Source organism: Cytobacillus gottheilii (assembly GCF_001636345.1).
Classification (GTDB): Bacteria; Bacillota; Bacilli; order Bacillales; family Cytobacillaceae; genus Cytobacillus; species Cytobacillus gottheilii.
In genome coordinates, this window is record NZ_KV440945.1 from 977,452 (window position 1) to 1,002,806 (window position 25,355).

Below are 25,355 nucleotides of genomic sequence, written 5' to 3' on the forward strand. Positions count from 1 at the left end.
GAGTATATTTAAAAGCAGGTCTTTTCTCTGCGCCTTTCAAAAATTTGAGTATAAATAGGTATCTTTCTAAAAAAGTGAAAACCTTTTGCTTATTCAGCGGTCTAATACATATAGAAATTAGGGCAGGGGGGAACGGTGTGGAGCTCGAAAAGGCTGTCGTCCGAAAAGCTCGGCGAGGAAATGATGAGGCATTCCTTTTCATCATTAACACCATTAAATTAGATTTATATAAAACAGCATATGCTTATCTGCACAATCGGGAGGATGCCCTTGAAGCTGTCCAGGAAGTCACAGTCCGAATTTATCAAGAGATAAAAAAATTACGGAAAGAGGCTTTCTTTAAAACTTGGGCAATCAAAATTATGATCAATTATTGCAATGACGTGCTGCGAAAAAGAAAGCACACAGTGCTGAATGATGAACTTGTGCATGTGAGCGGTAAAGCGGATAGCTATACATTGTTAGAGATAGAAGATGCCATGAACCAGTTAGATCAGCGTTCTCGAGAAATTCTGACACTGAAATATTTTCATGATATGAAACTCAAAGATATCGCCATTACTTTGGAATGCCCGGAAGGAACAGTAAAAACCTGGCTGAACAAAGCCTTAAAATCATTGCGGAAACTGCTGGATGAGAAAGGCGGAATGTCACATGTTTGAGAAAGAAGAAAAAAATTTAATCGGATGGAAAAAGGCGTATGATGAATTACTATATCCTGCAGAAGATATAGATGCTGCAATTCAAGCAGGTTTTCAGAAAGGCAGGCAGCAAAAGAAGAAGGTTATGCGAAAAAGATGGCTATATAGTTCTGCGGCTGCTGCGGTATTCTTCATCACCTTCTTTGTCAGCATCCGCTACTCAAATGTATTGGCAAATTATATAGCGGTTATTCCAGGCATGGAAAAGGTCGTCGAGAAGATCCGCTATGATAAAGGGCTATTGGCTGCCGTGGAGAATGACTATGTGCAGGAGGTTGGCGTTTCTCAGGAAAGGAATGGCTTGAAGGTAAATATAGATCATGTCATTGCAGATGAATATGGAATGGTTCTTTTTTATTCCATCGAGTCAAATGAAAACCAAACGAACTATCAGATCCATGACTTAGAGCTGAAAAGTGCTAAAGGGAAAGACCCAGTGATGGCTACGAGCGGATATGGTGTTGATTTTCCAAGTGATACTCCAAGAAATAAAGTAGATACGACTGCAGAGCTGTTTTTCAGTGAACCATTAGAAACAACTGATTTTATATTAGATTTAGAAGTAGGAACAGGCACGCAAAAAGAGCAATTCGAGATTCCTTTTTCTTTAAATAAATCGCTGGAACAAAAGAAAACTTACGAAGTCAATAAGACTGTATCAATTGAGCAGCAGAACATTACTATAAAACAAGTGGAAATCTATCCGCTTAGGGTAGCAGTTACCTTAGAAATGGATGAAAGCAATAGTAAAAAAATACTTTCATTTGATGATTTAAGACTTGTTGACGAACATGGGGAAGCCTGGACAAAAATATCCAATGGTGTTACCGCTAATTATATAAATGAGCATGAACAAATTTTATATTTGCAAAGTAATTATTTTAAAGAACCAGAAGAGTTATATATTGTTCTAAATCGCTTGCAGGCCATTGATCGTGAGGATGATACGGTAGTTGTTGACACAAGCACAGAGGAAATTGTAAAACAGCCTAAAGGAGACCTTCTTTCAGATTTGGAGGTTATCGGAAATGATGTGTGGTTTAAGTTGAAAACAGAGAAAGAGTTTAATTACTCTTTATTCAGTTCTGCGAAGGACGCAAACGGGAATGATTACTATCATGGCAATATGGTTGAGGGAACTGTTGAAAATGGAAAGCAAAGAATGGGTGTTCATTTGGAATCCGCTAAGGTTGCCAATCCCTTAACATTAGAACTTTCCTTTTACCCAGAATGGGTTAGGGGAGGAGCAAAAGTAAAAGTAAAGTAACAGTAACATTTAGTAGGCCGATGGTACTCTCATTTACCATCGGCTTTTTCTGTGATTAAAATGGTTAAGAATCTAAATCTGTTTTATCCTTTTGATCTTTATTCCGCTTGTTTCCTTTACTGTTATCGCCGCTAACGATATGAGCCGTATCATTGCTTGGTGAGTTTTGATTTTTGCTGCCTTTGTTAGGTGTTCTAGTCATGAAAATTTCCTCCTGTCTTTGTTGAAGACATTAAATTTGTACATTCATGGTTTTCCCAGTTAAGGAAAAGATCATGAGTGGAAATCCGTGTAAAAATGTTCCGTTTGGTAAAGATAAGAACAGGGAAAATACTCATCATTACAATTGGCAAAGCTATATAAAATGCTCATTGTTGCAGGAGTTGCTTTTGGATTATAAGAAAGAAAGAGCAATTCTCTTTACAGCAAGGTGGGCATGTAATATGATAGCTAATGCTGACAAAACTAATCGGGATTAGGGGGTTTGTAACATGAAAAAGAATTCTATTCTATTGATCGTAATGTTAAGCTTTGCCTTGCTTCTTGCAGCCTGCGGAAATAACAATGAAGCAGAGCCGGAAAATACGGGCGGAGCAGATGAAAATACAAATGAAGAAGATTTACTGGCTAAAGTTAAGGAAGAGGGAGAATTGCTGATTGGAACAGAGGGAACTTATCCTCCATTCACATTCCATGACGATAGCGGAGAATTAACAGGTTTTGATGTTGAAGTTGCGAAAGAGGTTGCAGAACGTCTTGGTGTTGAACCTGTATTTATGGAAACACAATGGGATGCTATGTTTGCCGGATTAGACTCAAAACGTTTTGATATGATTGCCAACCAAGTTGGGATTAGACCAGATCGTCAGGAGAAATATGACTTCTCAGAGCATTATATTACTTCTTCTGGTGTATTAATTACCCATAATGATAACGATACAATTAAAGATTTTGAGCATATTGAAGGATTAAAAGCGGCACAATCCATGACAAGCAACTATGCTGATATTGCCCGTGAATATGGTGCAGAAATCGTGGGGGTGGAAGGGTTTAACCAGGCAATTGAACTAATCAACTCTCAGCGCGCTGATGTCACAATAAACGATAATTTATCTTTCCTTGATTTTAAAAAGCAAAAACCAGATGCTCCAGTGAAAATGGTAGCAACAATGGATGATGCGTCTCAAAGCGGATTTATGTTCCGTAAAGGAAACGAGCCATTTATCGAGGAAGTAAACAAAGCATTAGAAGAAATGATTGAAGACGGAACATATTTAGAAATCTCTGAGAAATGGTTTGGTGAAGATGTACTTAACTAATATTTTTACAGATCCAGAACGGATTGACCGTCTGATTAGTATCGCTAAAAGCTCCCTTCTGCCTTTGCTGGAGGGAGCCATTTCCTATACAATTCCATTGGCTCTGATTTCTTTTGTAATCGGACTTACATTGGCTGTTTTAACAGCATTAGCTCGAATTTCAACGATAAGAGTACTGCAGATTATTGCTAGAGTTTACGTTTCAGCTATTCGAGGAACACCGCTATTAGTGCAATTATTTCTTATTTTTTACCTGCTGCCAGCGCTAAATATTATTATTGATCCATTTCCTTCGGCGGTGATTGGATTTTCCTTAAATGTAGGAGCGTATGCATCGGAAGTAATTCGGGCCGCTATTCTATCGATCCCAAAAGGTCAATGGGAAGCTGGCTATTCTATGGGGATGTCTTATCAGCAGCTGTTAAAAAGAATCATTTTGCCCCAGGCGTCAAGGGTATCAATTCCTCCGCTTTCAAATACATTCATAAGCCTGGTAAAGGATACATCATTGGCTTCCATGATTCTCGTTACAGAAATGTTTAGAAGGGCACAAGAAATAGCAGCAACTAATTATGAATTCATACTGCTTTATTCAATGGCTGCTTTAATCTATTGGGTGATTTGCTTCGTACTTTCCGTTTTACAAGGATTTATGGAAAAGAGACTTAATCGATATGTGTCATAAGCATTCCTGTATATAGGAGAAGGAGTTTAGATCAATGATTACACTAAAAGGACTGCATAAGAAGTTCGATGAATTGGAAGTGCTCAAAGGGATTGACCTGCAAGTGGATCGAGGCAAGGTTGTTGTGGTTATTGGTCCTTCAGGATCAGGTAAAACAACATTGCTGCGCTGCATAAACGTGCTGGAAACACCTACAGCAGGTGAAATTTCAATTGATAATCAAACATTAGATTTTACTGACTCTGTTTCAAAAAAAGCCATTTCTTCTTTTAGAAGATTGACAGGGATGGTATTTCAAAGCTACAACTTATTTCCGCATATGACAGCACTCGGCAACGTAATGGAAGGTCCATTAACTGTTAAAGGCGAAAACAAAGAAGCTGTCAGAAAAAGAGCAGAGGAATTATTATCAAAAGTTGGTCTTGGCGATAAACTTGATTACTATCCGTTTCAATTATCCGGCGGTCAGCAGCAGCGTGTGGGAATAGCACGTGCTCTGGCAATGGAACCAAAGGTAATGCTCTTTGATGAGCCTACCTCTGCACTTGACCCGGAACTTGTCGGAGAAGTGCTAAAGGTCATGAAAAACCTTGCTTCTGAAGGGATGACGATGGTTGTGGTTACCCATGAAATGAGATTTGCCGAAGAAGCGGCTGACGAAGTGATCTTTATGGACGGCGGCCACATTATCGAACGCGGAGCTCCAAGCCAAATCTTTACGAATCCAAAAGAAGAACGAACAAAGCAATTTCTCAATATGATTCAATGAGCATGACCCCGTGGATGGAAACGGGGTTTTTTGTTTTTTAATAGAAAGGGAGAAAGTAATAAAAAGATACATTGAATGATCGAAAAAAGGAGGGAAATGATCGAAAGTGTCTGGGAAATGATTAAGGAATTTCGGGAAATGATCGATATGGTCTTTAGATTGATTGAAAAAGTCTTAAGATTGACCGAAAACACCATATACAAGCAGGGGGATTTAGCAATATACCTTTCAATTGAAACGAAAAGCCCGCCGGAAAGCGATTATTCTGGGGGTGATATCAAAATCACTAAAAAAAAAATGCTCCCAAAATGGAAGCAATTAAAAGGGGGATTTACACTTGTACAAATAGTATGAGCAAATCTTTTTCATTCTATACATAAATTTTTGAAAATTTTTAAAAGGGAGAATACTAAGCGTGATTTAGTTCAAAAAATCATTAATCTGATAGATGACTCCACTCTTGGTTTCTGTGTCTAGAAGAAGGGAGACAAAAATATTTGCGACCGTTTCCGGTGCACGGAGAAGACCGTCTTCCTTATAACCTTGAAATTTAGCAATGTCAGTGAATTGTTCTTCGCTGGAGGTGCGGATCTCTCCTTGCATATCTGTATCCATAATGCCTGGATTAAAGGCAAAAATCTTATGGGATGTGCCAGCGGTTTCTTGTTCCAGCGCGACCGTTTGTGTAAACATATTCAGAGCAGCTTTTGTACTGCAGTACACACTCCAGCCTTCAATCGGACGCTGGGCGGCACCAGAAGTAATATTTGCTATAGTCACTTTTTTATCTGTTATTTTAAGCAGCATATTCGTCATGATGATAGGAGATATCAGATTGATTTGGGTGCTATCAGTAACAGTTTGAGGATGTAAATGACCAACTGTATGTATGGGCGCAACTGTTCCGGCATTATGGATCAGAAAAACTTCTTCCATGTCAGGCTGGTTCACCTTTTCATACACCTTTGTAAATGTGTCTTCCACTTCCGATCCGTCTGCGAGATTACAAGGGAAGTGATAATAGCTTTGTCCATTTTCAGCAGCAATGTTGTGTAGTGTGCTATTCTCTGAACGGGAAATCGATATAATCGAATACCCTTCTTCCGCAAGTTTTTGAGAGATCGCTGCACCGAGACCCCTTGAAGCTCCTGTTACAATTGCAATCTTTTTCATGAAATCACTCCGTTCTTTTCTTTTATCTGCAAGTATTAGTCTACTTCATTAAAACAAAGAAGCAGATGATGTGAAAGTAAATCAGCTTGATTTAGGTTTATTGTTAGTGTGATTATATAAATCTGCATGTATAGCCAGGACAGCAAAAAAGCATAGATTGGAAAATCCATGCTTCTTCACTCATTCTTCTTAATTTAAGACCATACCATTTAAAAAGTGTTTTGTGTTTTCTGCGGGGGAGTTTAAGACATCTTCCGTGCATCCGATCTGACCTAGTTTGCCATCTATTAAAACAGCGAGCCGGTCTGTCAGGAATTTAATCTCTTCTAAATCATGGCTGACAAATACGGCTGTGGTTTCTGTTTCTTGCAGTAATGGCTTCAAGTCTTTTAGTAGTTTTACCTTAGAAGGATAGTCAATAGCAGAAAAGGGTTCATCCATAAATAAAATTTTTGGCTGTAAAACAAGTGCTCTGGCCAAGTTAACCCGCTGTGCTTCGCCGCCTGAAAGAAAGCGGGCATTTCTGTTGGCGAGATGAGAAATGGATAGCTGCTCAAGCCAATACTCGGTGCGCTCTTTTATAATAGATCTAGGAATCTTTCTTAATTTTAAGCCGCTGGAGACGTTCTTGGCTGCCGTTGTATCCAGGAGAAGGCTTTGCTGCATAACCACAGCAAGTTCTCTTCTGATTGCAAGTGGTATAGATGCAGCTGTATATGGTGCTCCTTCAAATTGAATCGTTCCGCTGCTCTGTGACTCAAGGAAGGACATCAGTTTAATGAGTGTACTTTTTCCGGCACCGTTTGGGCCGATGATGCCGAGAATTTCACTTTTATATAAGGAAAGATCCTGTACTTCTAGATAGGTTTTAGCTGCTCTCTGGTAAAGAAGATTGTGAACAGATAAGATCGTTTTTTTCATTGTATCTGCTTCCTTTGCTGGAGAATTGTAAGCAGGAATGTTATCGCAAAAGCTAGTCCCATTAAGATGAAGGAGAGGGCAAGAGCCACATCAAAATTTCCTTTTGAAACTTCCATCACTATGGACGTTGTTAAGATTCTTGTCTCGCCAAGAATGTTGCCGCCTACCATCATGGCTGCTCCCACCTCTGCAATCACACGGCCAAAGCCCGCCATAACAGCAGCCATAATGGCAATTTTGGTTTCCTTCATTAAGAGAAAAATCATTTGTACTTTAGAAGCACCAAGCGCTTTAATCTGCAGAAGAAGTTTTTTGTCTATTTGCTGAAAGGCGCTTGACGTTAAACCAATAACAATAGGCAGTGAAACGAGTATTTGAGCGAGTATTATCGCAAATGGGCTATATAATAAGGAAAAAGAGCCGAGCGGGCCATTTCGCCACAGCAGCATCGTAATCCACAGTCCAGCAACCACAGGCGGCAATCCCATCCCAATGTTAATGAGGGATAGAAGAAGACGCCTGCCTCGAAATGATGAGAGGCCAAGCGCTACTCCGAGCGGAATGCCGACAATCGTGCTGAAGATGACTGCTGATAAGGACACGCGGAGGGTGAGCAGTGTAATTTCTACTAATTGCATATCACCTGTTGCCAGCATGCTAAACGCTTGTTTTAGACCCTCTATCAGCAGTTCCATCTGTATCCTCCCCAGCCTGTATCTTTATTCTGTATATTTGAAGAATAATGCTTCACCATATTCGTCTTTTCCAAACTCTTCTATTACTTTTTGTGTCTCATGACTGACCATAAAATCCCCAAAGGCTTCTGCGCCTTCTGCATATACTTTGTTGTGCTTCTCAGGGTTTACTTGCATAACGTGGTAAATATTTAATAGGTCTTCATCGCCTTCAACCAGGATACTTAAGCCCAATGTATCCTGGTGTGCTAAAAATGTAGCACGGTCCGTTAATACATAGCCGCCTCTGTCAGCAGCAATTTGCAGAGTGTCGCCCATTCCTTGTCCTGTCTCCGTATATCCGCTGTTTTCAGATGGCGTAATACCTGCGGCTTCCCAAATGCCAAGTTCTTTCTTATGTGTGCCTGAATCATCTCCACGAGAAATAAACACTGCGTTTTCTTCAGAAATTTTCACAAATGCTTCTTGAACAGGAAGTCCTGAAACTCCAGCTGGGTCTTCTTTTGGACCGATCATTATAAAATCATTGTACATAACTCGTTTACGATTAATGGCATCTCCGCTGTCAGCAATCTCCTGTTCGGCTGCAGGTGCATGAACTAAAAGGACATCTGCTTCACCTTGTGTTCCCATTTCAAGTGCTTGGCCGGTGCCAACAGCAATTGTTTTTACATTGATGTTTTCTTCTTCTTCAAAAATGGGGATTAATTCGTCAAGTAAGCCGCTATCTTGTGTGCTAGTAGTGGTCGCTAAGATTAAGTCTTTGGGTTCTTCAGCACTTTGAACATTGCCATTTGATTCAGCTGGTGAGCCTTGGCATCCTGCTGCGAATAAAAGTAATGCTGTCAGAATAGTTAATAATAATAAACGAGAATGTTTCAAGTTCATTCCTCCAATTATCTGCTGTCATATGTAATACGTCCAAACTGACTGCCATCATATCCTGCAAGAGCATCTATATGTTCTCGAAAGCTGGTCAGTTCGAGCACATCCATAATATGCTGCAGAGCGTTTTCATTTTTTTGAGTCCACTTAAAAACCAAATCAAACTGTTCTACTGCCACGGGAATGAAGTCGAGGTTCAGTCTGCTTGCTGCTGTTTTAATGCCAAAGGTGGCATCGGCATTTCCGCTGCTGATATGAGATGCGGCAGATAAATGAGTCCATTCCTCATGTTCATAACCATTGATCACAAGCGGATTTATCTTTTTTTCTGAGAGAATCGTATCAAATAAGAATCGAGTGCCAGATCCTTTTTGACGGTTAACGAATATAAGGTCATTTCTCTCCAGGTCTTTTATTCCTTCAATGTTTTGTGGATTTCCTGCTGCGGCAATAAGTCCTTGCTCACGGGCAGCCAGCCGCATAACAGTAATCTTTTCATGAACGAATAACTGATGAATAAAAGGGAGGTTATACATTTTAGAAATTGGATCAAGCAGGTGAACAGCAGCAATATCACATCGGCATTTATATAACTCCATTAAACCTTCGAGACTGCCAATATAGGAAGGCTGAATGCTGATATCTAAGTCTTCTTTAGAAACATATTGAACAAGTGACTCTACTAAAAAATCATGGCTGCCCGCTAAGCGAAGCTGACTGGATTGCGATTGTTTAACTGGCGCTGACATTTTCCCAGCTTTTAATCGATTCAGTTCCCGTTCTTCAATCCTCATTTTCTTGCCAACTTTAAATGAAGCAAGTTCACCTCTTTTAATGAGTTCATATACCGTATGTTTTGAAATCTTTAATAAGGCAGCTACTTCATCTGGTGTATAGATCTTATTATGCAAACATCATCCCCTCTTTCGGACTACATAACAAAATTACTATGGATAATGAAGCAAAGATGTGACTTTTGTTATGTTTGGTGAAGGTATGTTGTGAAAATATAGATTTTGTCACAGAACGTTCAAAACTAACGAGATGACGGAATCATGTTGAACATGTATACTTTTCGGTGCAAAGGGAATTATGGGATTTATTCATTGAAGAAGTAAAGATCGAGAGAAAAGAAATGAATGACAGTATGATTTTAAATTTTCAATACAGATAAATAAATCCCTGAATTAATTAAGAATATTAGAGAAATTTCATGGATTTTTCACATTTGGAATGTATCTTCAAACCATACCGACTAGCAGAAAGAGGGAAATGAGTTGAAAAAGTGGATAGTAAGCTTAGGTTTAATTTCAATTGTCTTAGCTGGATGTGGAAATAACGGAGATGATTCAAATAATAACGAAGAGGTTCCGGTATTTGTTGAAGCAAGCTTAGATGTTCCGGAAAGTGCTGAGTTAGGGGAGGAAGTATCATTTACGGTTACGGTAATGCAAGGAAGTGAACCGGTCGATGATGCCGATGAAGTCGTTTTTGAAATTTGGCAGGGAGAAGATAGAGAGCAGAGCGAAGAAATAGAAGCTGTCTCAGAAGGCGATGGGAAATATACAGTCCAAAAAGCATTTGCTGAAGATGGCGTTTATTCTGTTCAATCACATGTAACAGCAAGAGATTTGCACACAATGCCGAAGAAAACGATTACGGTAGGAAATGCTGCTGATGCTGATCAAACTGAACAGGAAGAAGACAATTCATAAGAGCTCATAAATAATATGCTCAGTCACAAGTGCTGTTTCATACGAACAAATAGGAACTTAACTAACTGCAGCAATGTCTGCAAAAACAAAAGCACATAGGTAATCCTAGTGCTTTTTATTCTGCGTTCAATCCGCAAATCCCCGCTTAATGAGTTTTCAATTTATAATAGAAGAAACAGAGGGAAATTGGGGAGAGATTATGATGACTTGTACACACCTGCATTTTCTTACATCAGTAGGGGTAAAGAAACCAAATAGCATTCGTAACAAAGATGTAATGTGTCCGTTCTGTGCAAGAGACCTTCTAACCGATATTATTGATACTGACGGTCCCATTATGTTATTAAAAAATAAGTTTCCTGTTTTACAAAAATCTTATCAAACCGTATTAATTGAAACAGATGATTGCCATTCTGAGCTATCGATCTATCAAAAAGATCATTTATATCGTCTATTTCGCTTTGCCATTAATCATTGGATAAAGATGGAGGAATCAGGGAAATATGAGTCTGTCTTGTTATTCAAGAATCATGGCCCACTTTCTGGAGGAAGCATTGCCCATCCGCATATGCAAATCATCGGTCTTGAAGATGTTGATTATACATTACATATAAAAGCTGAGGATTTTATTGGTTTAGAAATAGACAGCTATAAAGGTGCAGAATTTACTTTATCCACATTACCAAAAATTGGATTTTATGAATTTAATGTAAAACTTGATGAACGAAAAGAGATTGAGCCATTTGCGCGTTATGTGCAAACAGCAGTACACTATATCCTTACGAATTTTCCGTTTCATTGTAATAGCTATAACCTTTTCTTCTATAAACTAGGGCAAGAGAGATATGCCAAAATTGTGCCGCGATTCGTTACAAGCCCATTATATGTTGGATTTTCAATTCCGCAGATTCCGGATAATCTAGAATGGATGAAAGAGGATATACAAAAGCACTATTTTACAAATACAGAGCACTTCCATAATTGAAAATATAACCATTCACATTTAGAAGTTGTGATTTGTTCACTTTAAAAATATAATGAAATATTGAGTGCAAACGAAATTTGATTGCATGTTGATGTTCATTTTATATTGTAAATCACAGATTATGAAATTGTGCAGATTGTATTTGGTTTAAAGGAGAATCAACATGACTTCTAATAGAAATACACCCTCTAGGCTGGATTTTAGCCTTGTTCTTATATTAATGCTTTTATTTCTTGTTTCTTGTGTGTCTATTTATAGCGCCCAGACAACAGGTCAATATTTAGAAAATTTCCTGCTGAAGCAAATTGTCTGGTACGTCGTTGGTACATGCATCATTGCGGCAGTGATTACACTTGATTCTGATCAATTGCAAAAAATTTCTTGGTATACATACGGTCTGGGGCTAGCGCTGCTCGGCTTTTTAATAGTTGCTCCGGCTTCCATTGCGCCTGTTATTAATGGTGCTAAGGCATGGTATGTACTTCCAGGCTTAGGCTCTATTCAGCCGGCGGAGCTTGTAAAAGTCTTTCTAATCGTAATGCTGGCAAAAATAATTGAGCACCATCATCAAAAAAACATCGTCAAGACCATATCAACAGATCTTTGGCTGCTGATTAAGATTATAGGCATTACTGCAGCACCACTTCTTCTTGTCATGATGCAGCCTGACCTGGGAACAGCCCTGGTTCTTATAGCTATAATGCTTGGTTTAATATTTATCTCAGGTATTACGTGGAAACTGTTGCTTCCTATATTTGGAATAGGTATAACTCTTGTAGGGACAATCTTTTACTTTGTACTTTGGCATCCAGAAATATTAGAAAAGTACTTAGGTGTGAAAGAATATCAATTTGGCAGGATCTATTCCTGGATTGATCCTTATAATTATCAAAGTTCGACAGGCTTCCAGCTGACACGTTCTCTTCTCGCCATCGGTTCAGGTGAAACAACTGGAAAAGGCTATGGTACGAGAGAAGTCTATTTGCCTGAGAGTCATACCGATTTTATTTTTAGTATTATTGGAGAAGAATTTGGGTTTATTGGAGCAAGTGTTGTTATAAGCTTATTCTTCCTGCTTATTTATCATCTGACAAAAATCGGCATGGAAACCAAGAATAAGTTTTATACATACATCTGCGTGGGTGTCATTAGTATGATCACCTTTCATGTTTTTCAAAATATCGGCATGACTATTGGAGTGCTGCCGATCACAGGTATTCCGCTTCCATTTATTAGCTATGGCGGAAGTTCTCTAATGGGCAATATGCTTGCAATGGGTCTTATATTCTCGATCCGTTACCATTATAAAAAATATATGTTTTCTAATACAGATTAAAAAGAGCGGCATATACGCCGCTCTTTTTTAATCTATTACGCCTGTTTCTTCAATTGTCACATCTGCTTCTATGCGGATATCGAGATTAGCATAATTATCTTTAAACTTTTTCAGGTCAAAACCTCTCGTCTGCGTACGATAGTATTTCCCGATACCAATCGGATCCGAGCCTTTTTCCTGAAATCTTTGAACAAGCTGGCTGCATTCATCTTCAATTTTTCTTTGTACTGCGTTTTCAATTTCCTTCACAATTTGTTCAGTGAGTTTATCACCAGTGAATTCTTTAACAATACCTTTTACATTAATATGTATGGTCAATTTATCCCGATCGCTATCATTTATCTTGAAATGATGTTTAGATCTAATACTATGAACAGATGCTTCATTATCTTTTGATAAATCAACATTGAAGTACCCGCTGCTGTATTTGTCTACTAATAATTTGAAATAAAACATATCATCCTTTTCAATAAAATCAACTGCAGAATCATCCTTAAAGATGGTCATTCCTGAGATTTCAACTTGGTTTGGGCTTTTTTTGTGGAGCTGCGGCAAATAAACATCTTTTCCTTCTTGATAAAAATCATGTAGAAAAAGATGCAGGTTTGATTCTGGAATATCACGGTCATTAATATTATGCGACAATAAATTATATAAGTAATTGCTGTTGCCTCTTGAGCCATATTCTCCTTTTAACAGTTCTTGAGCGCTGCCCCTTGATGTTGTCAGAAAGATTCTCGAGCCAACAGTGGCATCTCTCTGAAAGGCATCAATGAAATCAATAATGCCATTTTCCGCGAACTTTTCTTCAAAAACAACGATCCGGATGCCGCCTGTTACGAGCGGTTCAGAGGATTGCTTTTGAGCATCTGACAATACACTTCTTCTTAACGTAGATTCTGATATATAGGTAATATCTTTAATGGATTGATCAGGCAGGTAATCTTGAACCAGATAAGTGCCAATAAAACGATCCTCTTCTATCTTGTCAAAGCCTGCTCCCACAATAATGTTTACATCATCGATAATTTCAGACTCGACACAGCCTGCTAAAAGGAGCAGAGGAGCACAAAAGAGGAACACTCTTACTATTTTCATTGCTTTTTCACCTTCTTTGCAATCTTTACGGCAACAAGTAACATAGGTAAATAAATAAAATTGATAAAAAAACCTATTTTTCCAGTATAGTCATTGAGTATATTGATGGAAGCGCGTGTCTGAAAAAGGGAGCAGAGTATAACAATGATTCCAGCTATAAATAAAATTCCTTTTCTCTGCTGAACATGAAAGAGCCTCTTCAGAATTCGGGAGGCAGCCCATAATGAGATGCATATATTTGGCAGGATGATTAAGTTCCAGTTGGCAATTCCGATGTATTCAAAACGCTCAACAAATGGAAATCGTGTAATTTGCCAAATAGAAAGAGTTGCCCATATGTTCTTTTGAAGCTGTCCTTCTGAAAAATAGCCGAACGTGATAATAGCTAAAACTACGTACAGAAGGGTTGTCGATAATATAGCTAAATGTGCCCATTTTTTTGACTGTCTCGGATTCTTTATAAAGGGGTAGATAAATAATACAATCTCAAATCCAATATAAGTTAAGGTCATAGCGTAGGACCCCATGACAATATCTTTAATGGAGTGGTCCCACACAGGCAGCAATGACGTAAAATCCGAGAACTTAAAAGTAAAGCCAAGTGTCAGTACAAGATAAGTTGGCAGGACGAGTCCGAAAAAAGCTATCCCTGCAACTGTCCGAAACCCGCCTGCAACAATATAGATGCAAAGAGTTATAAAACCTAAGGCAAACCAAAATGTTCCCATCTCGGGGAAAATCCAGGTTTGAATGACTTCGATATAGGTTCTTAGCACCGTCAGCATATATAGCATAAAATAAAGGATAAAAACACTGCTTAAAATTCGTCCCAGAAATCTGCCGGCAAAGTATTCATGAGCAGTTACAATATCACCATCAACAGTCTCAGCAATTTTATAAATGGCCCACATTACTCCATGAATGACAAACCCGGCGATAATAATTGATATCCATCCATCATAACCAGCATAATTAGCAAGAATTCTCTGAAAACCAAGCACACCAATTCCAACCTGCATGGACATGACCAAATAAAAAACAAGAAATGGAGATATTTGCAACCTTTCTGGAACTGGCTGACTTGCCATCTGTTTTCACCTCTTTGTTGAAATTGTCGCATAGGTTGTAGTGTTTAGTCTGTTTCGCCTTAGCTTGTCGCCCCTGAGCAAGCGCCCTCCGCTTTTCTATTTGTCCAGCTCCAGCGGCTAGCCCCTCGAGGTCTTAAGTCGACCCATCCAAAAGGTCAAAGAACGACCTTTAGGCTGTTTCGCCTTAAGCTTGGGACCCACAGGATGTGGGTAGTGCAGACGTTGCCACAGGACGTGGCGCTTTTAGTCAGCGTTCCTTAATGAGCAAGCGCCCTCCGCTTTTCTACTTGTCCAGCTCCAGCGGCTAGCCCCTCGAGGTCTTAAGTCGACCCATCCAAAAGGTCAAAGAACGACCTTTAGGCTGTTTCGCCTTAAGCTTGTCGGGGCTGGGCGAGCCGCTTCCGCTTTTCTATTCATCTATATCTTTTATTTGTTTTGCTTTGTTTTTGCTGAATCGGATGGGTTTTTCGGTCATTAGGAATCCTGGTCTTGTTGTCAGCTTGTTGAAGTGAAGTCTGATGACAGCATCTTTGAAATCCCTGGATCTTGGCGGGAAGAGCGGCTCTAAAAATGGTCTGCCTAGAGATGTAAGGCGAAGCAAGTGTGTTAATAAGAAACAAAATGTAAATACGACGCCAACTAATCCCCATATACTCGCTAGTAATATAAATGGAAAGCGCAAAACTCTGATCGTATTGCCTATTTTATAAACGGGTGTTGTAAACGAAGCAAGAGCAGCTAAAGCGACAATAATGAGCAGTACATTACTTGTTATTCCCGCTTCTACGGACGCTGTTCCAATAACGATCCCGCCTACGATCCCGATTGTCTGGCCAACCTTTGTCGGCAGTCTGGCCCCTGCTTCTCTGAGTAATTCAATGGTCAGCTCTAGAAAAAGTGCTTCAAGAACAGGCGGCAGCGGAATTTCACGCCTTGATGTAACCAGCGTTGCCAGTAAATCTTTCGGAATTAATTCATGATGATATGTAAGTGCTGCTACATAAACAGGTGTCGCTAAAATAGAGAAAAGGACAGCAAAAACCCTTACTAACCGGAAGAATGATGCCAGTATCCAATTAAGAAAATAATCTTCAAAAGCAGAAAAGAATTCGACTAAAGTAGTAGGCGTGATCAGCACGTTCGGAGAGCCGTCTACAATGATGGCGATTTTTCCCTCTCCTAAATTAGCAGCAACTCGGTCGGGTCTTTCTGTATCAAGCATTTGAGGAAAAGGAGAATTGGAATTATCAGCAATTAGTTGAACGATATAGGAGCTATCAACGATAACATCCATTTCCACGTCTTGAAGCCGCTGCTTTACCGTATTAACGTTATCGACATTTGTAAGACCGTCCACATACAAAATGGCAACACGTGTTTTCGACATACTTCCAAGTGTAACCTCTTCACATATTAATTCTTTTATGGGAAGCCGTTTGCGAATTAAGTTTAAGTTTTGCCCCAATGACTCAACAAATGCTTCTTTTGGACCGATAACGGAGAATTCAATTTCAGGTTGAGTGAGGCTCCGGACAATCTCTTTTTGAGCTGCTATGAAGGCAAAGCAATCTGGCTGTCTTTCCGTCATAACCATGACATAGCCATTAAATAGCTTTTGTTCAATTTGTGAGAAGTCATCACTGATCTCGATATCTGCTACCGGAACAATTTCTTTTACATCCTGAACCGTATTAAAGTTATCTTCTAATAATGAAGGGAGGGCATCCTTCTGAATGATCTGCTCATCTACTAATGAAGTCATGAAAACAAAACAAAACTTCGTTCCATTCTTTTGATTAATGTAGTAAATTTTTTTAAAATCGGCAGACTTGCACAGCGAAGTTTCCCAGTTTTTCTTATCCTGATTTTTAGAGAAACGTTTTCTGAACCAATCTTTCATCATTGATCACCATATGTTTTGGCATAGGTTTATTCTTACCGAAACTGGAAAACTTATGAATGATTTTTAAAATAGTTCAGATAGGAATGAAATGAAAAAGGAAGGGATCGATGCGAGAAGGGAGCATATAAACAGAAAAAAGAAATCCGCTATCCAACGGATTTCTTCTTGATATGAAACTCCTTTACGAAAGAGGGGGGTAAGGGAGTTGCAAACATGGTGTAATTGTTGTCTGTCTATTGAAGCAGTTGACGAGTCATACAGCTTCAATTACACTGTAAATGAAAATCATTTTCATTTATGGGTTAATCATAATACAAACATATCCAGGTGTCAACCGATAAATGAAAATGATTATCAAAGTCATTTAGGGGGTATATAATTGGAAGATCAGTTGAAAGAACAATTAGATGGGTTGCTAGAGAAATATACAGAACTGTTAATTGGCGATACAAGTATAGAAAATCAGAACAAAGTGAAAGCCTGGATCCTGTATTCCTTTATAGCAAAATCAATGCCGCCTCTTGTTAAACATTGGAATGCAACTTACCCGGATGGCAAGGAATCGATTAAAAATGTCATTGAAGAAATAAAACAGCTAAACGAGGAACATAAGGGAAGCAAGGAATAAGGTAAAGGAGAAGTCCCAGAGAACAAACTAAAAAAATATATCTACAGGTCAGAATAATATTCAGCACTCAGAATCTGTCTGATCATACAGACCATAATTCCAGCCAATAAAAAAAGCCGTACCACCAATGATACGGCTGAAAGGGATTTACTGTAATGTGTTTCCGCCATTTCCATAAGGAAATTGGCTGGAGTATCCTTGGAATTGCTGGTAAGATTGCTGCAGCTTTTGAGGTTCTGCAGCTTCAAGCTTGTACCATCCTTTTTGAAACATTAAGTTATAGAGATTACGCTGTTCATTCTGTGTGTCAGTAAAAATGTTTAATACATCCTGATAAAGAGCTTGGTGGCTTGCTTCATTTAAGAAAGTGCTATAAGAATCTGTCATGTATTTTTCCATTGTAAGTAAGTCACTTGTGAAATCACGATCATTCATTTGCGGAGTTTTAGGAATTTGTGTCTCTGGATTTTGTACTTTTTGCTGATTCTGATTCATCATAATTCCTCCCAATTACTGCTGCATGCCAGTAGATTGTTGATTTTGCTGATTCAAATGACCAAGGATTCGCTCATAATGCTGCTGATGCATTTGTCCGCACCGTTCCATAGCTGCCTTTATTTCTTGATCCTGGCATTGTGTAGCATAGAAATGGGCTTTTTTCATAGCCAGTAAGTTCCATGAAAGCATATCAGTTAAATATAAAGAATCCTTTGAAGATATGATTTGAGGAGGCTGCTGCATGATTCCTTGCCCATACTCAGTTCCCATATTTTGCTGCTGCATAAATAATCCCTCCAACACGAAAGAAGTTTTGTTCGTGTTTATCATTCCACATAGGGTTATAATTATGCAGGAATAACAATTCGACATATTTTTCACTTACTTATTTTCAGAATATTTAAAAGATGTTAAAATAGAAATGGTCAGGCTGCCTGCACACGTCCTTTTCGCTGATTGCCTTGAGCAGCGAATTCATAGACAAATTCCTCCGAATGCTTCAGCTTTGACAGACCAATGTTTTTATCAAACTATAAGGAGTTTTCAACTATATATAACTTTCCTATATGTTTTTTAAAAAGATGTCTAATCAAATCTATGACATTTGAGGAGGAGTGAGGATGACGGCTTTAAGAAATATTTTTCTATTTTTATCGAAAAATAAAAGATTAACGATGGTTGCTAAAAAATACGGTTTTCGTTTCGGAGCCTCGCGATACATAGCAGGCAAGAATATAACAGAAGCAGTTGAAGTAATAAAAAGTTTGGATCGAAAAGGATTATCTGTTACCGTTGATTGCCTTGGGGAATTTGTTGACAACGAAGCTGAAGCAAACGCAACTGCCAATCATTTGGTGAAATTAATTGAAACATTGGGACAAGAATCTCTAGATGCTGAGATTTCCGTCAAGTTAACATCCTTGGGTCTGGATATTTCAAACGATCTTGCGCTTAGAAATATGAAACGAATTCTAGATGCAGCAGAACAGCAAAATATCTTTGTTACCATTGATATGGAAGATTCATTACGCTGCGGCCAGACATTGGAGATCTTTACATTACTTAAATTAAGCTATAAAGATATTGGCACAGTCATCCAAGCATATTTATATAGAACAATGGAAGACATGCATGTATTAAACCCATATTCGCCTAGTCTGAGATTAGTGAAAGGGGCATATAAAGAATCGCCAGAAGTCGCATTTTCAGCAAAACAGGCAATTGATGACAACTTTAAAAAAATTATAGAAATGCATTTGCGGAATGGACATTATACTGCTATTGCCACTCATGATGATGACATTATTGAATATACTAAGCAGCTTGTGACCAAATATCAGATTCCATATAGCCAGTTTGAGTTTCAGCTGCTTTATGGTGTGAAAGTAGATCGGCAGCTTGAGCTTCGCCGTGAAGGGTATAAAGTTCGCCTTTATGTTCCATTTGGAGAGGATTGGTTTGGTTATTATATGAGAAGGATGGCTGAGTATCCGGCGAACCCATTTTTACATAAAAATAAATTCACTGGAAAAAAGACAGGAATTCACCTGCTTCAAAAGGAGTAAAAATAAATTCTGCTGTTACAGGCTGCCTATAACGCTCGCTTCATCGGTCTCTATACAGATTCGATTTTCCTCGGTGCTCTTTCTTTTAAGGGCAAGCGTTTAAACAGCCTGACATGATAAAAAATCATCTGCCAGAAAAGCGGTAAGATTGCATTAGATATGCAAGCAGAGACTTTTTGGTCATTATGAGTAACAGGGAACCTTATTTTATCTTATTTTTTGAATTGATTATTTTGGCTATTGACTTTGCCGCCGCCGTCCGCTTCGACAGTAGGACCTGCATCTCCTTTAACACTAGCAGCGCTGACACCAGCCTTTGAAGGATTCTTCTTTCTTTTTGCCATGTTTCCTCACCTCCATATTAGAGCAGGGGGTGCTCTAACTTCTTCCGTTCTAAAGTGCTTCATTTTTAAAATGAATATACTTGTTTATAAATATTTTCATTTTTCAGCCATTAATGATTGCTTAAATATTGCAAATATTTTATTATAATAATTAACAGGACACATTCAGTGATCTTTTTTTTAGAGTAAAAATGAATGATTGTTCATTCAAAAAAGCAAGGGGGACGTAAAGTTGATTCAGCACATTAAAAAAGCAGCTGTACTTGGCTCAGGAGTAATGGGATCTGGTATTGCAGCTCATCTTGCAAATATCGGGATTCCGACTTTATTACTTGATATTGCACCAAAAGAATTAACAGAAGAAGAGAGTGCTAAAGGGCTGAAGCTAGAAGACCGTGTAGTCCGCAACCGTATTAGTGAAACAGGAAGACAAAAGCTGTTGAAACAAAAACCTGCACCTTTTACCTCTAAAGCCAATATCGCTTTGATTGAAGCAGGTAACTTTGAAGACGATATGGAACGCTTAAAAGAAGTTGATTGGATTATTGAGGTAGTTGTAGAAAATTTGGCCATTAAAAAGCAAGTTTTTGATTTAGTCGACACACATCGAAAACAAGGCAGCATTATAAGCTCCAATACTTCTGGTATTTCTGTTGAGAAAATGGCAGAGGGACGTTCAGAAGATTTTAGAAAGCATTTTCTTGGTACACATTTTTTCAATCCTCCACGTTATTTAAAGCTTCTTGAAGTGATACCGACGTCTGAAACAGATTTAGAAGTTCTATCCTTTATGAAGAAATTTGGCGAGGATGTATTAGGAAAAGGGGTAGTTGAAGCGAAAGATACGCCTAACTTTATTGCCAATCGTATTGGTACGTACGGTTTGCTTGTAACGGTTCAGCAGATGTTAGAAGGCGGGTATAGCGTAGGGGAAGTGGACTCTGTCACAGGTCCGCTCATTGGCAGGCCCAAAAGTGCCACGTTCAGAACACTTGATGTCGTCGGTTTAGATACATTCGCTCATGTTGCCAAAAATGTATACGATCAAGTAGAAGGTGCGGAGAAAAAAGTATTTGAAATACCAGGTTTTATACAAAAAATGCTGGACAACGGCTGGTACGGAAGTAAGTCTGGTCAAGGTTTTTATGTGAAACAAGGAAAAGACATACTCGAATTGAACCCTGAAACATTGGAATACATCCCGCGTCAAAAATTAAAAACTGAAGCAGTCGAAATGAGCAAGCAGCAAAAAGGAACAGCGAATAAAATGAAAGCGCTTGTATACGCAGATGATCGTGCCGGTCAGCTTCTCTGGAATATATTAAGCCCCGTTTTCTCATATTCTGCCCAATTGTATGGTGAGATTGCTGATGACATACAAGCAATTGATTCTGCCATGAAATGGGGATTTGGCTGGGAGTTAGGTCCGTTTGAAGCATGGGATGCCCTTGGAGTTGAGAAAGCTGTACAGAAAATGAAAGATTCAAACATAGACGTTCCAGCTTGGGTAACGGACATGCTCGCAAAAGGATTTACTTCCTTCTATAAAGAGGAAGATGGAGATCTTTACTTTTATCATCATGGCGAATATAAACCTATGGAAGAGAACGAAAAGGTTATCAGCTTAAAACGCTTGAAAAAGAAAAATGGCGTTATTAAAAAGAATACTGGTGCCAGCCTGATTGATCTTGGAGATGGAGTTGCCTTGCTGGAATTCCATTCGCAAAGCAATGCCATTGGACTTGATATTCTGCAGATGATCAACTTTGCTGTAGATGAGGTTGAAAAGAATTACAAAGGACTTGTAATCGGCAACCAAGGAATGAATTTCTGTGTTGGTGCTAATCTCGGCATGATTTTAATGGAAGCACAAGATGACAATATTTACGAATTGGATATGGTTGTAAGACACTTTCAAAATGCCATGATGAAAATTAAATATAGTTCAAAACCAGTCGTTGCAGCTCCGTTTGCGATGACATTAGGAGGAGGAGCAGAGGTTTGTCTGCCTGCTGCACATATTCAGGCTTCTAGTGAGACTTACATGGGACTTGTTGAAGCGGGTGTAGGCCTGATCCCTGGAGGAGGGGGCAATAAAGAGCTTTATATAAAACACTTAAGCAGCATGCCTAAAGGAGTAGACTTTGATCTTCAGCAGGTTGCCAATCGAGTGTTCGAGACGATTGCCATGGCTAAAGTTTCTACCTCTGGTGAGGAAGCTAGAGAAAATAACTTCTTAAATAGTGCTGACGGCATCAGTGTAAATGGAGATCATTTGCTTTATGATGCCAAACAGGCTGTCATTTCCCTTCATGCCAAAGGATATACAGCTCCAGTTCGCCGAAAAGTCCCAGTCGTAGGAGAAACAGGCTACGCCACTCTCCTTTTAGGTGCTCAATCAATGGTTCGTTCAGGATATATTTCAGAGCATGATTTGAAGATTGCCAAAAAGCTGGCTTTTGTACTTGCTGGCGGCAAGGTGCCATACGGAACAGAGGTTGATGAGCAATACTTGCTGGATTTAGAACGAGAAGCTTTTTTAAGCCTTGTAGCTGAACCAAAATCTCAGCAGCGCATGCAGCATATGCTTTTAAAAGGCAAACCGCTTCGTAATTAATGAGGAGTTTCATAGATTCAAAACAGACGAAAGTGAGGGAATAGCATGAGAGAAGCTGTTATTGTCGCTGGTGCAAGGACACCGGTTGGAAAGGCGAAAAAAGGAAGCCTTGCTGCCGTAAGACCGGATGATCTCGGTGCACTGGTTGTAAAAGAAACACTTAAACGTGCCGGCAATTACGAAGGAAACATTGACGACCTGATCCTTGGCTGTGCGATGCCGGAAGCAGAACAAGGAATGAATATGGCAAGAAATATAGGAGCATTAGCGGGATTGCCGCATACGGTTCCAGCTATTACGATTAATCGTTATTGTTCATCAGGGCTCCAATCAATTGCATATGCAGCCGAAAAAATTATGCTTGGAAATGCAGATGCTATTATTGCAGGCGGTGCTGAATCGATGAGCTTAGTGCCGATGATGGGACATGTGGTTCGCCCAAATGTGAAATTGGCAGAAAATGCACCTGAATATTATATGAGCATGGGACATACAGCAGAAGAAGTAGCGAATAAATACGGTATTTCCCGGGAAGACCAGGATGCCTTTGCTGTCCGCAGTCACCAAAGAGCAGCAAAAGCCCTTCAAGAGGGGAAATTTAATGACGAGATTGTTCCAGTAGGTGTCACTCGCCGGACTGTTGGCGATGATCATAAGTTAATAGAAAAGCAGTTTCAATTTACTGAAGATGAGGGTGTTCGAGCTGAGTCTACGGTTTCAACTCTGGCAAAACTTCGGCCAGCCTTTTCGGTGAAAGGAACAGTTACAGCCGGAAACTCGTCTCAAACAAGTGATGGAGCGGCAGCTGTGATGGTTATGGACCGGGAAAAGGCAGAGGGACTAGGGTTGGCGCCAATGGTAAAATTTAAAAGCTTTGCGGTTGGCGGGGTTCCTCCAGAAGTTATGGGGATAGGTCCAATTGTAGCGATTCCAAAAGCTTTAAAGCTCGCTGGATTAGAATTAAGTGATATCGGCCTGTTTGAACTGAACGAGGCATTTGCTTCACAGTCAATTCAGATCATTCGTGAGCTTGGATTGGATGAGGAGAAGGTTAACGTCAATGGAGGCGCCATTGCGCTTGGCCATCCGCTAGGCTGCACAGGAACCAAACTAACACTCTCCTTAATACATGAGATGAAACGGCGTAATCAGCAATTTGGTGTTGTCACCATGTGTATTGGCGGAGGAATGGGCGCAGCGGGCGTGTTTGAATTAATTTAAGGACAAATGATTTAGCAGTATATATACATTTTTTGTTTAATATATTTTTAAAAAACAGAAGCTGAACGGAGGATAACAATGTCAAACCAAACCGAAAAAGCAATTAAAGGCGGAAGCTTTTTAATTGAAGATGTCTCATATGAAAATGTGTTTACACCAGAGGACTATACAGACGAACAAATTATGATTGCCAAAACCACAGAGGAGTACGTGATCAATGAGGTGCTTCCAGAGGTCGAGCATCTTGAAAATCATGAATTCGATCGCTCTGTCAAACTATTAAAACAAGCGGGAGAACTTGGCCTGCTAGGAGCTGATGTGCCTGAAGAATACGGCGGCCTAGGCCTTGATAAAATCAGCTCTGCTTTAATTGCTGAAAAGATGTCCCGTGCCGGAGGATTCTCCATTTCTCACGGAGCACATGTTGGAATTGGCTCATTGCCAATCGTGCTATTTGGAAATGAAGAGCAAAAACAAAAATATCTTCCTCCACTCGCAACTGGAGAAAAGCTTGCTGCCTATGCTTTAACGGAGCCAGGCTCTGGATCAGACGCATTGGGAGCAAGAACAACGGCTAAACTGAACGAAGCAGGCACTCATTATGTGTTAAATGGTGAAAAACAGTGGATCACAAACGCTGGTTTTGCAGATGTGTTTGTTGTATATGCCAAAATTGATGGAGAGCACTTTTCTGCCTTTATAGTCGAGAGAGAATATGAAGGTGTATCTGTTGGACCAGAGGAAAAGAAAATGGGGATTAAGAGCTCATCGACACGAACATTAATCCTGGAGGATGCGCTTGTACCGAAAGAAAACCTGCTCGGTGAATATGGAAAAGGTCATATTATTGCATTCAATATTTTAAATATTGGCCGTTATAAATTAGGTGTAGGAGCAGTTGGAGCATCTAAGCGGGCATTTGAGGTTACGGTAGAATATACAAACCAGCGCCAGCAGTTTAAAACGCCTATTTCCCAATTTAACTTAACAAAAGAGAAGCTTGGCACAATGGCTTCCAAATTGTATGCAGCAGAAAGCTCTGTTTATCGAACAGTAGGTTTGTTTGAAGACCGCATGAGCAGATTGTCAGAAGAAGAAGTAAAGGATGGCAAAGAAGTGGCGAAATCGATTGCTGAATATGCAATTGAATGCTCTTTAAATAAGTTTTTCGCAACTGAAGTACTCGATTATGTAGCTGATGAAGGTGTTCAGCTTCATGGCGGCTATGGATTTATGGCAGAATATGAAATTGAAAGAATTTATCGTGATTCAAGAATCAACCGCATCTTCGAAGGAACAAATGAGATTAACCGCTTGTTAGTTCCTGGCACTTATTTGCGTAAAGCCTTCAAAGGCGAGTTGCCATTATTCGAGAAAGCACAGGCGCTTCAAGAAGAATTAATGATGCTGATGCCAGAAGAACCAGGTGACGAACCTCTTGCACAGGAAAAATATCTCGTGAAAAATGCAAAGAAAATTGGCCTTTTGGCAGCTGGCTTAGCAGCACAGAAATATGGCAAAGCATTAGAAAAAGAGCAAGAGATTCTAGTAAATGTTGCTGATATCGTATCGAATGCTTATGCAATGGAATCAGCTGTTCTGCGCACCGAAAAAGCCATTGCGGCAACAGGGGCAGAGAAAAACAACCAAAAACTCCTTTATACGCAAATTTTCTGTCAGGAAGCGTTTAATGAAATAGAGCAAATTGCAAAAGAGACACTTGTAGCAGTTGAAACAGGTGATGGCCTGCGCATGATGCTGTCAGCATTGCGAAAATTTACTCGTCATACGCCTATTAACGTGATCGCTAAGAAACGCGAAGCATCTGAAAAAATCATCGATGCTGAACGCTACGTACTTTAAGAAGATTGCTCCCTTCAATACGGAGGGAGCTTTTTATATGAAGTACTTTTTGTAGAACACTCACATACAACCAATCTAT

General features: G+C 39.4%; 26 protein-coding genes. 14 read left to right on the forward strand and 12 right to left on the reverse strand.

The genetic code is table 11. From position 1 onward, the window contains the following. The first annotated feature begins 137 nt into the window (after positions 1 to 137). Positions 138 to 662 carry a sigma-70 family RNA polymerase sigma factor gene (locus A6754_RS04605; RefSeq protein WP_066442731.1) on the forward strand — a complete coding sequence of 175 codons (525 nt, stop codon included), beginning with the start codon at positions 138 to 140 and terminating at the stop codon, positions 660 to 662. Further along, entirely contained in the window at positions 655 to 1,968 is a 1,314-nt protein-coding gene (locus A6754_RS04610) for a DUF4179 domain-containing protein (RefSeq protein WP_066442732.1), read from the forward strand. The genes A6754_RS04605 and A6754_RS04610 overlap by 8 nt, the downstream gene beginning before the upstream one ends. A gap of 64 nt (positions 1,969 to 2,032) precedes the next feature. On the opposite strand, the gene A6754_RS22890 is transcribed toward A6754_RS04610, so the two are convergent. Beyond that, positions 2,033 to 2,170, reverse strand: coding sequence for a hypothetical protein (locus A6754_RS22890; RefSeq protein WP_180320191.1), 138 nt, complete (start codon positions 2,168 to 2,170; stop codon positions 2,033 to 2,035). A 289-nt stretch (positions 2,171 to 2,459) separates the two neighbouring features. Here A6754_RS22890 and A6754_RS04620 point away from each other — a divergent pair, with 289 nt between their 5' ends. The 4 genes from A6754_RS04620 to A6754_RS04635 all read left to right on the forward strand — a co-directional run bounded on the left by A6754_RS04620 (position 2,460) and on the right by A6754_RS04635 (position 5,095). After that, positions 2,460 to 3,287, forward strand: a complete 828-nt coding sequence (locus A6754_RS04620) for an amino acid ABC transporter substrate-binding protein (protein WP_066442734.1) — start codon at positions 2,460 to 2,462, stop codon at positions 3,285 to 3,287. Further along, positions 3,274 to 3,972, forward strand: a complete 699-nt coding sequence (locus A6754_RS04625) for an amino acid ABC transporter permease (protein ID WP_066442735.1) — start codon at positions 3,274 to 3,276, stop codon at positions 3,970 to 3,972. The genes A6754_RS04620 and A6754_RS04625 overlap by 14 nt, the downstream gene beginning before the upstream one ends. A 34-nt stretch (positions 3,973 to 4,006) precedes the next feature. After that, complete coding sequence (locus A6754_RS04630; RefSeq protein WP_066442736.1) at positions 4,007 to 4,741, forward strand: amino acid ABC transporter ATP-binding protein; 735 nt, start codon at positions 4,007 to 4,009, stop codon at positions 4,739 to 4,741. A gap of 117 nt (positions 4,742 to 4,858) precedes the next feature. Further along, positions 4,859 to 5,095: a hypothetical protein gene (locus A6754_RS04635; protein ID WP_156495696.1), complete on the forward strand. Its 237-nt coding sequence runs from the start codon at positions 4,859 to 4,861 to the stop codon at positions 5,093 to 5,095. A 66-nt stretch (positions 5,096 to 5,161) separates the two neighbouring features. Here the strand turns inward: A6754_RS04635 and A6754_RS04640 are convergent, their stop codons facing one another. The 5 genes from A6754_RS04640 to A6754_RS04660 all read right to left on the reverse strand — a co-directional run bounded on the left by A6754_RS04640 (position 5,162) and on the right by A6754_RS04660 (position 9,326). After that, positions 5,162 to 5,914, reverse strand: a complete 753-nt coding sequence (locus tag A6754_RS04640; protein ID WP_066442738.1) for a (S)-benzoin forming benzil reductase — start codon at positions 5,912 to 5,914, stop codon at positions 5,162 to 5,164. A gap of 189 nt (positions 5,915 to 6,103) precedes the next feature. Continuing rightward, positions 6,104 to 6,835: an ATP-binding cassette domain-containing protein gene (locus A6754_RS04645; RefSeq protein ID WP_066442739.1), complete on the reverse strand. Its 732-nt coding sequence runs from the start codon at positions 6,833 to 6,835 to the stop codon at positions 6,104 to 6,106. After that, positions 6,832 to 7,530 carry an ABC transporter permease gene (locus A6754_RS04650; protein WP_066442740.1) on the reverse strand — a complete coding sequence of 233 codons (699 nt, stop codon included), beginning with the start codon at positions 7,528 to 7,530 and terminating at the stop codon, positions 6,832 to 6,834. The genes A6754_RS04645 and A6754_RS04650 overlap by 4 nt, the downstream gene beginning before the upstream one ends. Before the next feature lie 24 nt (positions 7,531 to 7,554). Then, positions 7,555 to 8,418: an ABC transporter substrate-binding protein gene (locus A6754_RS04655; protein WP_066442741.1), complete on the reverse strand. Its 864-nt coding sequence runs from the start codon at positions 8,416 to 8,418 to the stop codon at positions 7,555 to 7,557. 8 nt (positions 8,419 to 8,426) lie between these two features. Further along, positions 8,427 to 9,326 carry a substrate-binding domain-containing protein gene (locus tag A6754_RS04660; protein ID WP_066442742.1) on the reverse strand — a complete coding sequence of 300 codons (900 nt, stop codon included), beginning with the start codon at positions 9,324 to 9,326 and terminating at the stop codon, positions 8,427 to 8,429. A gap of 366 nt (positions 9,327 to 9,692) precedes the next feature. On the opposite strand from A6754_RS04660, the gene A6754_RS04665 reads away from it, so the two are divergent. The 3 genes from A6754_RS04665 (at position 9,693) to A6754_RS04675 (ending at position 12,451) form a co-directional block, all read left to right on the forward strand. Then, the gene (locus A6754_RS04665) at positions 9,693 to 10,130 is read left to right on the forward strand and encodes a FixH family protein (protein WP_066442743.1); all 438 of its coding nucleotides are present in this window, start codon (positions 9,693 to 9,695) and stop codon (positions 10,128 to 10,130) included. A 202-nt stretch (positions 10,131 to 10,332) separates the two neighbouring features. After that, positions 10,333 to 11,115, forward strand: coding sequence for a DUF4931 domain-containing protein (locus A6754_RS04670; RefSeq protein ID WP_066442744.1), 783 nt, complete (start codon positions 10,333 to 10,335; stop codon positions 11,113 to 11,115). 163 nt (positions 11,116 to 11,278) lie between these two features. Next, positions 11,279 to 12,451 carry an FtsW/RodA/SpoVE family cell cycle protein gene (locus tag A6754_RS04675; protein WP_066442745.1) on the forward strand — a complete coding sequence of 391 codons (1,173 nt, stop codon included), beginning with the start codon at positions 11,279 to 11,281 and terminating at the stop codon, positions 12,449 to 12,451. A gap of 27 nt (positions 12,452 to 12,478) precedes the next feature. Here the strand turns inward: A6754_RS04675 and A6754_RS04680 are convergent, their stop codons facing one another. The 3 genes from A6754_RS04680 to A6754_RS04690 form a co-directional block, all read right to left on the reverse strand. Then, a complete protein-coding gene (locus A6754_RS04680; protein WP_082851608.1) occupies positions 12,479 to 13,549 on the reverse strand; it encodes a Ger(x)C family spore germination protein in 1,071 nt (356 codons plus the stop codon). Continuing rightward, positions 13,546 to 14,637 carry a GerAB/ArcD/ProY family transporter gene (locus tag A6754_RS04685; protein ID WP_066442746.1) on the reverse strand — a complete coding sequence of 364 codons (1,092 nt, stop codon included), beginning with the start codon at positions 14,635 to 14,637 and terminating at the stop codon, positions 13,546 to 13,548. Before A6754_RS04685 ends, A6754_RS04680 begins: the two co-directional genes overlap by 4 nt. 409 nt (positions 14,638 to 15,046) lie before the next feature. Then, complete coding sequence (locus A6754_RS04690; RefSeq protein ID WP_066442747.1) at positions 15,047 to 16,537, reverse strand: spore germination protein; 1,491 nt, start codon at positions 16,535 to 16,537, stop codon at positions 15,047 to 15,049. Between the two features lie 382 nt (positions 16,538 to 16,919). Here A6754_RS04690 and A6754_RS04695 point away from each other — a divergent pair, with 382 nt between their 5' ends. Next, entirely contained in the window at positions 16,920 to 17,168 is a 249-nt protein-coding gene (locus tag A6754_RS04695) for a YusU family protein (protein WP_066442748.1), read from the forward strand. Positions 17,169 to 17,315: 147 nt separating this feature from the next. On the opposite strand, the gene A6754_RS04700 is transcribed toward A6754_RS04695, so the two are convergent. Continuing rightward, positions 17,316 to 17,663: a spore coat protein gene (locus A6754_RS04700; protein ID WP_066442749.1), complete on the reverse strand. Its 348-nt coding sequence runs from the start codon at positions 17,661 to 17,663 to the stop codon at positions 17,316 to 17,318. A 15-nt stretch (positions 17,664 to 17,678) separates the two neighbouring features. Next, on the reverse strand, positions 17,679 to 17,951 hold the full coding sequence (locus A6754_RS04705) for a hypothetical protein (RefSeq protein WP_066442750.1): 273 nt from the start codon (positions 17,949 to 17,951) through the stop codon (positions 17,679 to 17,681). 335 nt (positions 17,952 to 18,286) lie between these two features. On the opposite strand from A6754_RS04705, the gene A6754_RS04710 reads away from it, so the two are divergent. Further along, positions 18,287 to 19,231, forward strand: coding sequence for a proline dehydrogenase family protein (locus tag A6754_RS04710; RefSeq protein ID WP_066442751.1), 945 nt, complete (start codon positions 18,287 to 18,289; stop codon positions 19,229 to 19,231). 212 nt (positions 19,232 to 19,443) lie between these two features. On the opposite strand, the gene A6754_RS22275 is transcribed toward A6754_RS04710, so the two are convergent. Then, positions 19,444 to 19,575 (reverse strand): YuzL family protein, encoded by a 132-nt coding sequence (locus A6754_RS22275; protein ID WP_082851609.1) that lies wholly within the window; start codon positions 19,573 to 19,575, stop codon positions 19,444 to 19,446. Between the two features lie 235 nt (positions 19,576 to 19,810). Here A6754_RS22275 and A6754_RS04715 point away from each other — a divergent pair, with 235 nt between their 5' ends. From A6754_RS04715 to A6754_RS04725, 3 genes are all read left to right on the forward strand, one after another. Further along, positions 19,811 to 22,192: a 3-hydroxyacyl-CoA dehydrogenase/enoyl-CoA hydratase family protein gene (locus tag A6754_RS04715; protein ID WP_180320272.1), complete on the forward strand. Its 2,382-nt coding sequence runs from the start codon at positions 19,811 to 19,813 to the stop codon at positions 22,190 to 22,192. A 45-nt stretch (positions 22,193 to 22,237) separates the two neighbouring features. Further along, positions 22,238 to 23,413, forward strand: coding sequence for an acetyl-CoA C-acetyltransferase (locus A6754_RS04720; RefSeq protein WP_066442753.1), 1,176 nt, complete (start codon positions 22,238 to 22,240; stop codon positions 23,411 to 23,413). A gap of 78 nt (positions 23,414 to 23,491) precedes the next feature. Beyond that, on the forward strand, positions 23,492 to 25,276 hold the full coding sequence (locus tag A6754_RS04725; RefSeq protein ID WP_066442754.1) for an acyl-CoA dehydrogenase FadE: 1,785 nt from the start codon (positions 23,492 to 23,494) through the stop codon (positions 25,274 to 25,276). The last annotated feature ends 79 nt before the right edge of the window (positions 25,277 to 25,355 follow it).

What these genes read in the sequence shown, in the direction of transcription:
- A6754_RS04685 (WP_066442746.1), bottom strand. Translation starts at nt 14,637, where the DNA reads ATGGCAAGTCAGCCAGTTCCAGAAAGGTTGCAAATATCTCCATTTCTT.
- A6754_RS04625 (WP_066442735.1), top strand. Translation starts at nt 3,274, where the DNA reads ATGTACTTAACTAATATTTTTACAGATCCAGAACGGATTGACCGTCTG.
- A6754_RS04690 (WP_066442747.1), bottom strand. Translation starts at nt 16,537, where the DNA reads ATGAAAGATTGGTTCAGAAAACGTTTCTCTAAAAATCAGGATAAGAAA.
- A6754_RS04710 (WP_066442751.1), top strand. Translation starts at nt 18,287, where the DNA reads ATGACGGCTTTAAGAAATATTTTTCTATTTTTATCGAAAAATAAAAGA.
- A6754_RS04700 (WP_066442749.1), bottom strand. Translation starts at nt 17,663, where the DNA reads ATGAATCAGAATCAGCAAAAAGTACAAAATCCAGAGACACAAATTCCT.
- A6754_RS04635 (WP_156495696.1), top strand. Translation starts at nt 4,859, where the DNA reads ATGATTAAGGAATTTCGGGAAATGATCGATATGGTCTTTAGATTGATT.
- A6754_RS04705 (WP_066442750.1), bottom strand. Translation starts at nt 17,951, where the DNA reads ATGCAGCAGCAAAATATGGGAACTGAGTATGGGCAAGGAATCATGCAG.
- A6754_RS04680 (WP_082851608.1), bottom strand. Translation starts at nt 13,549, where the DNA reads ATGAAAATAGTAAGAGTGTTCCTCTTTTGTGCTCCTCTGCTCCTTTTA.
- A6754_RS04630 (WP_066442736.1), top strand. Translation starts at nt 4,007, where the DNA reads ATGATTACACTAAAAGGACTGCATAAGAAGTTCGATGAATTGGAAGTG.
- A6754_RS04620 (WP_066442734.1), top strand. Translation starts at nt 2,460, where the DNA reads ATGAAAAAGAATTCTATTCTATTGATCGTAATGTTAAGCTTTGCCTTG.
- A6754_RS22275 (WP_082851609.1), bottom strand. Translation starts at nt 19,575, where the DNA reads ATGGCAAAAAGAAAGAAGAATCCTTCAAAGGCTGGTGTCAGCGCTGCT.
- A6754_RS04655 (WP_066442741.1), bottom strand. Translation starts at nt 8,418, where the DNA reads ATGAACTTGAAACATTCTCGTTTATTATTATTAACTATTCTGACAGCA.
- A6754_RS04720 (WP_066442753.1), top strand. Translation starts at nt 22,238, where the DNA reads ATGAGAGAAGCTGTTATTGTCGCTGGTGCAAGGACACCGGTTGGAAAG.
- A6754_RS04610 (WP_066442732.1), top strand. Translation starts at nt 655, where the DNA reads ATGTTTGAGAAAGAAGAAAAAAATTTAATCGGATGGAAAAAGGCGTAT.
- A6754_RS04650 (WP_066442740.1), bottom strand. Translation starts at nt 7,530, where the DNA reads ATGGAACTGCTGATAGAGGGTCTAAAACAAGCGTTTAGCATGCTGGCA.
- A6754_RS04725 (WP_066442754.1), top strand. Translation starts at nt 23,492, where the DNA reads ATGTCAAACCAAACCGAAAAAGCAATTAAAGGCGGAAGCTTTTTAATT.
- A6754_RS04675 (WP_066442745.1), top strand. Translation starts at nt 11,279, where the DNA reads ATGACTTCTAATAGAAATACACCCTCTAGGCTGGATTTTAGCCTTGTT.
- A6754_RS04640 (WP_066442738.1), bottom strand. Translation starts at nt 5,914, where the DNA reads ATGAAAAAGATTGCAATTGTAACAGGAGCTTCAAGGGGTCTCGGTGCA.
- A6754_RS04670 (WP_066442744.1), top strand. Translation starts at nt 10,333, where the DNA reads ATGACTTGTACACACCTGCATTTTCTTACATCAGTAGGGGTAAAGAAA.
- A6754_RS04645 (WP_066442739.1), bottom strand. Translation starts at nt 6,835, where the DNA reads ATGAAAAAAACGATCTTATCTGTTCACAATCTTCTTTACCAGAGAGCA.
- A6754_RS22890 (WP_180320191.1), bottom strand. Translation starts at nt 2,170, where the DNA reads ATGACTAGAACACCTAACAAAGGCAGCAAAAATCAAAACTCACCAAGC.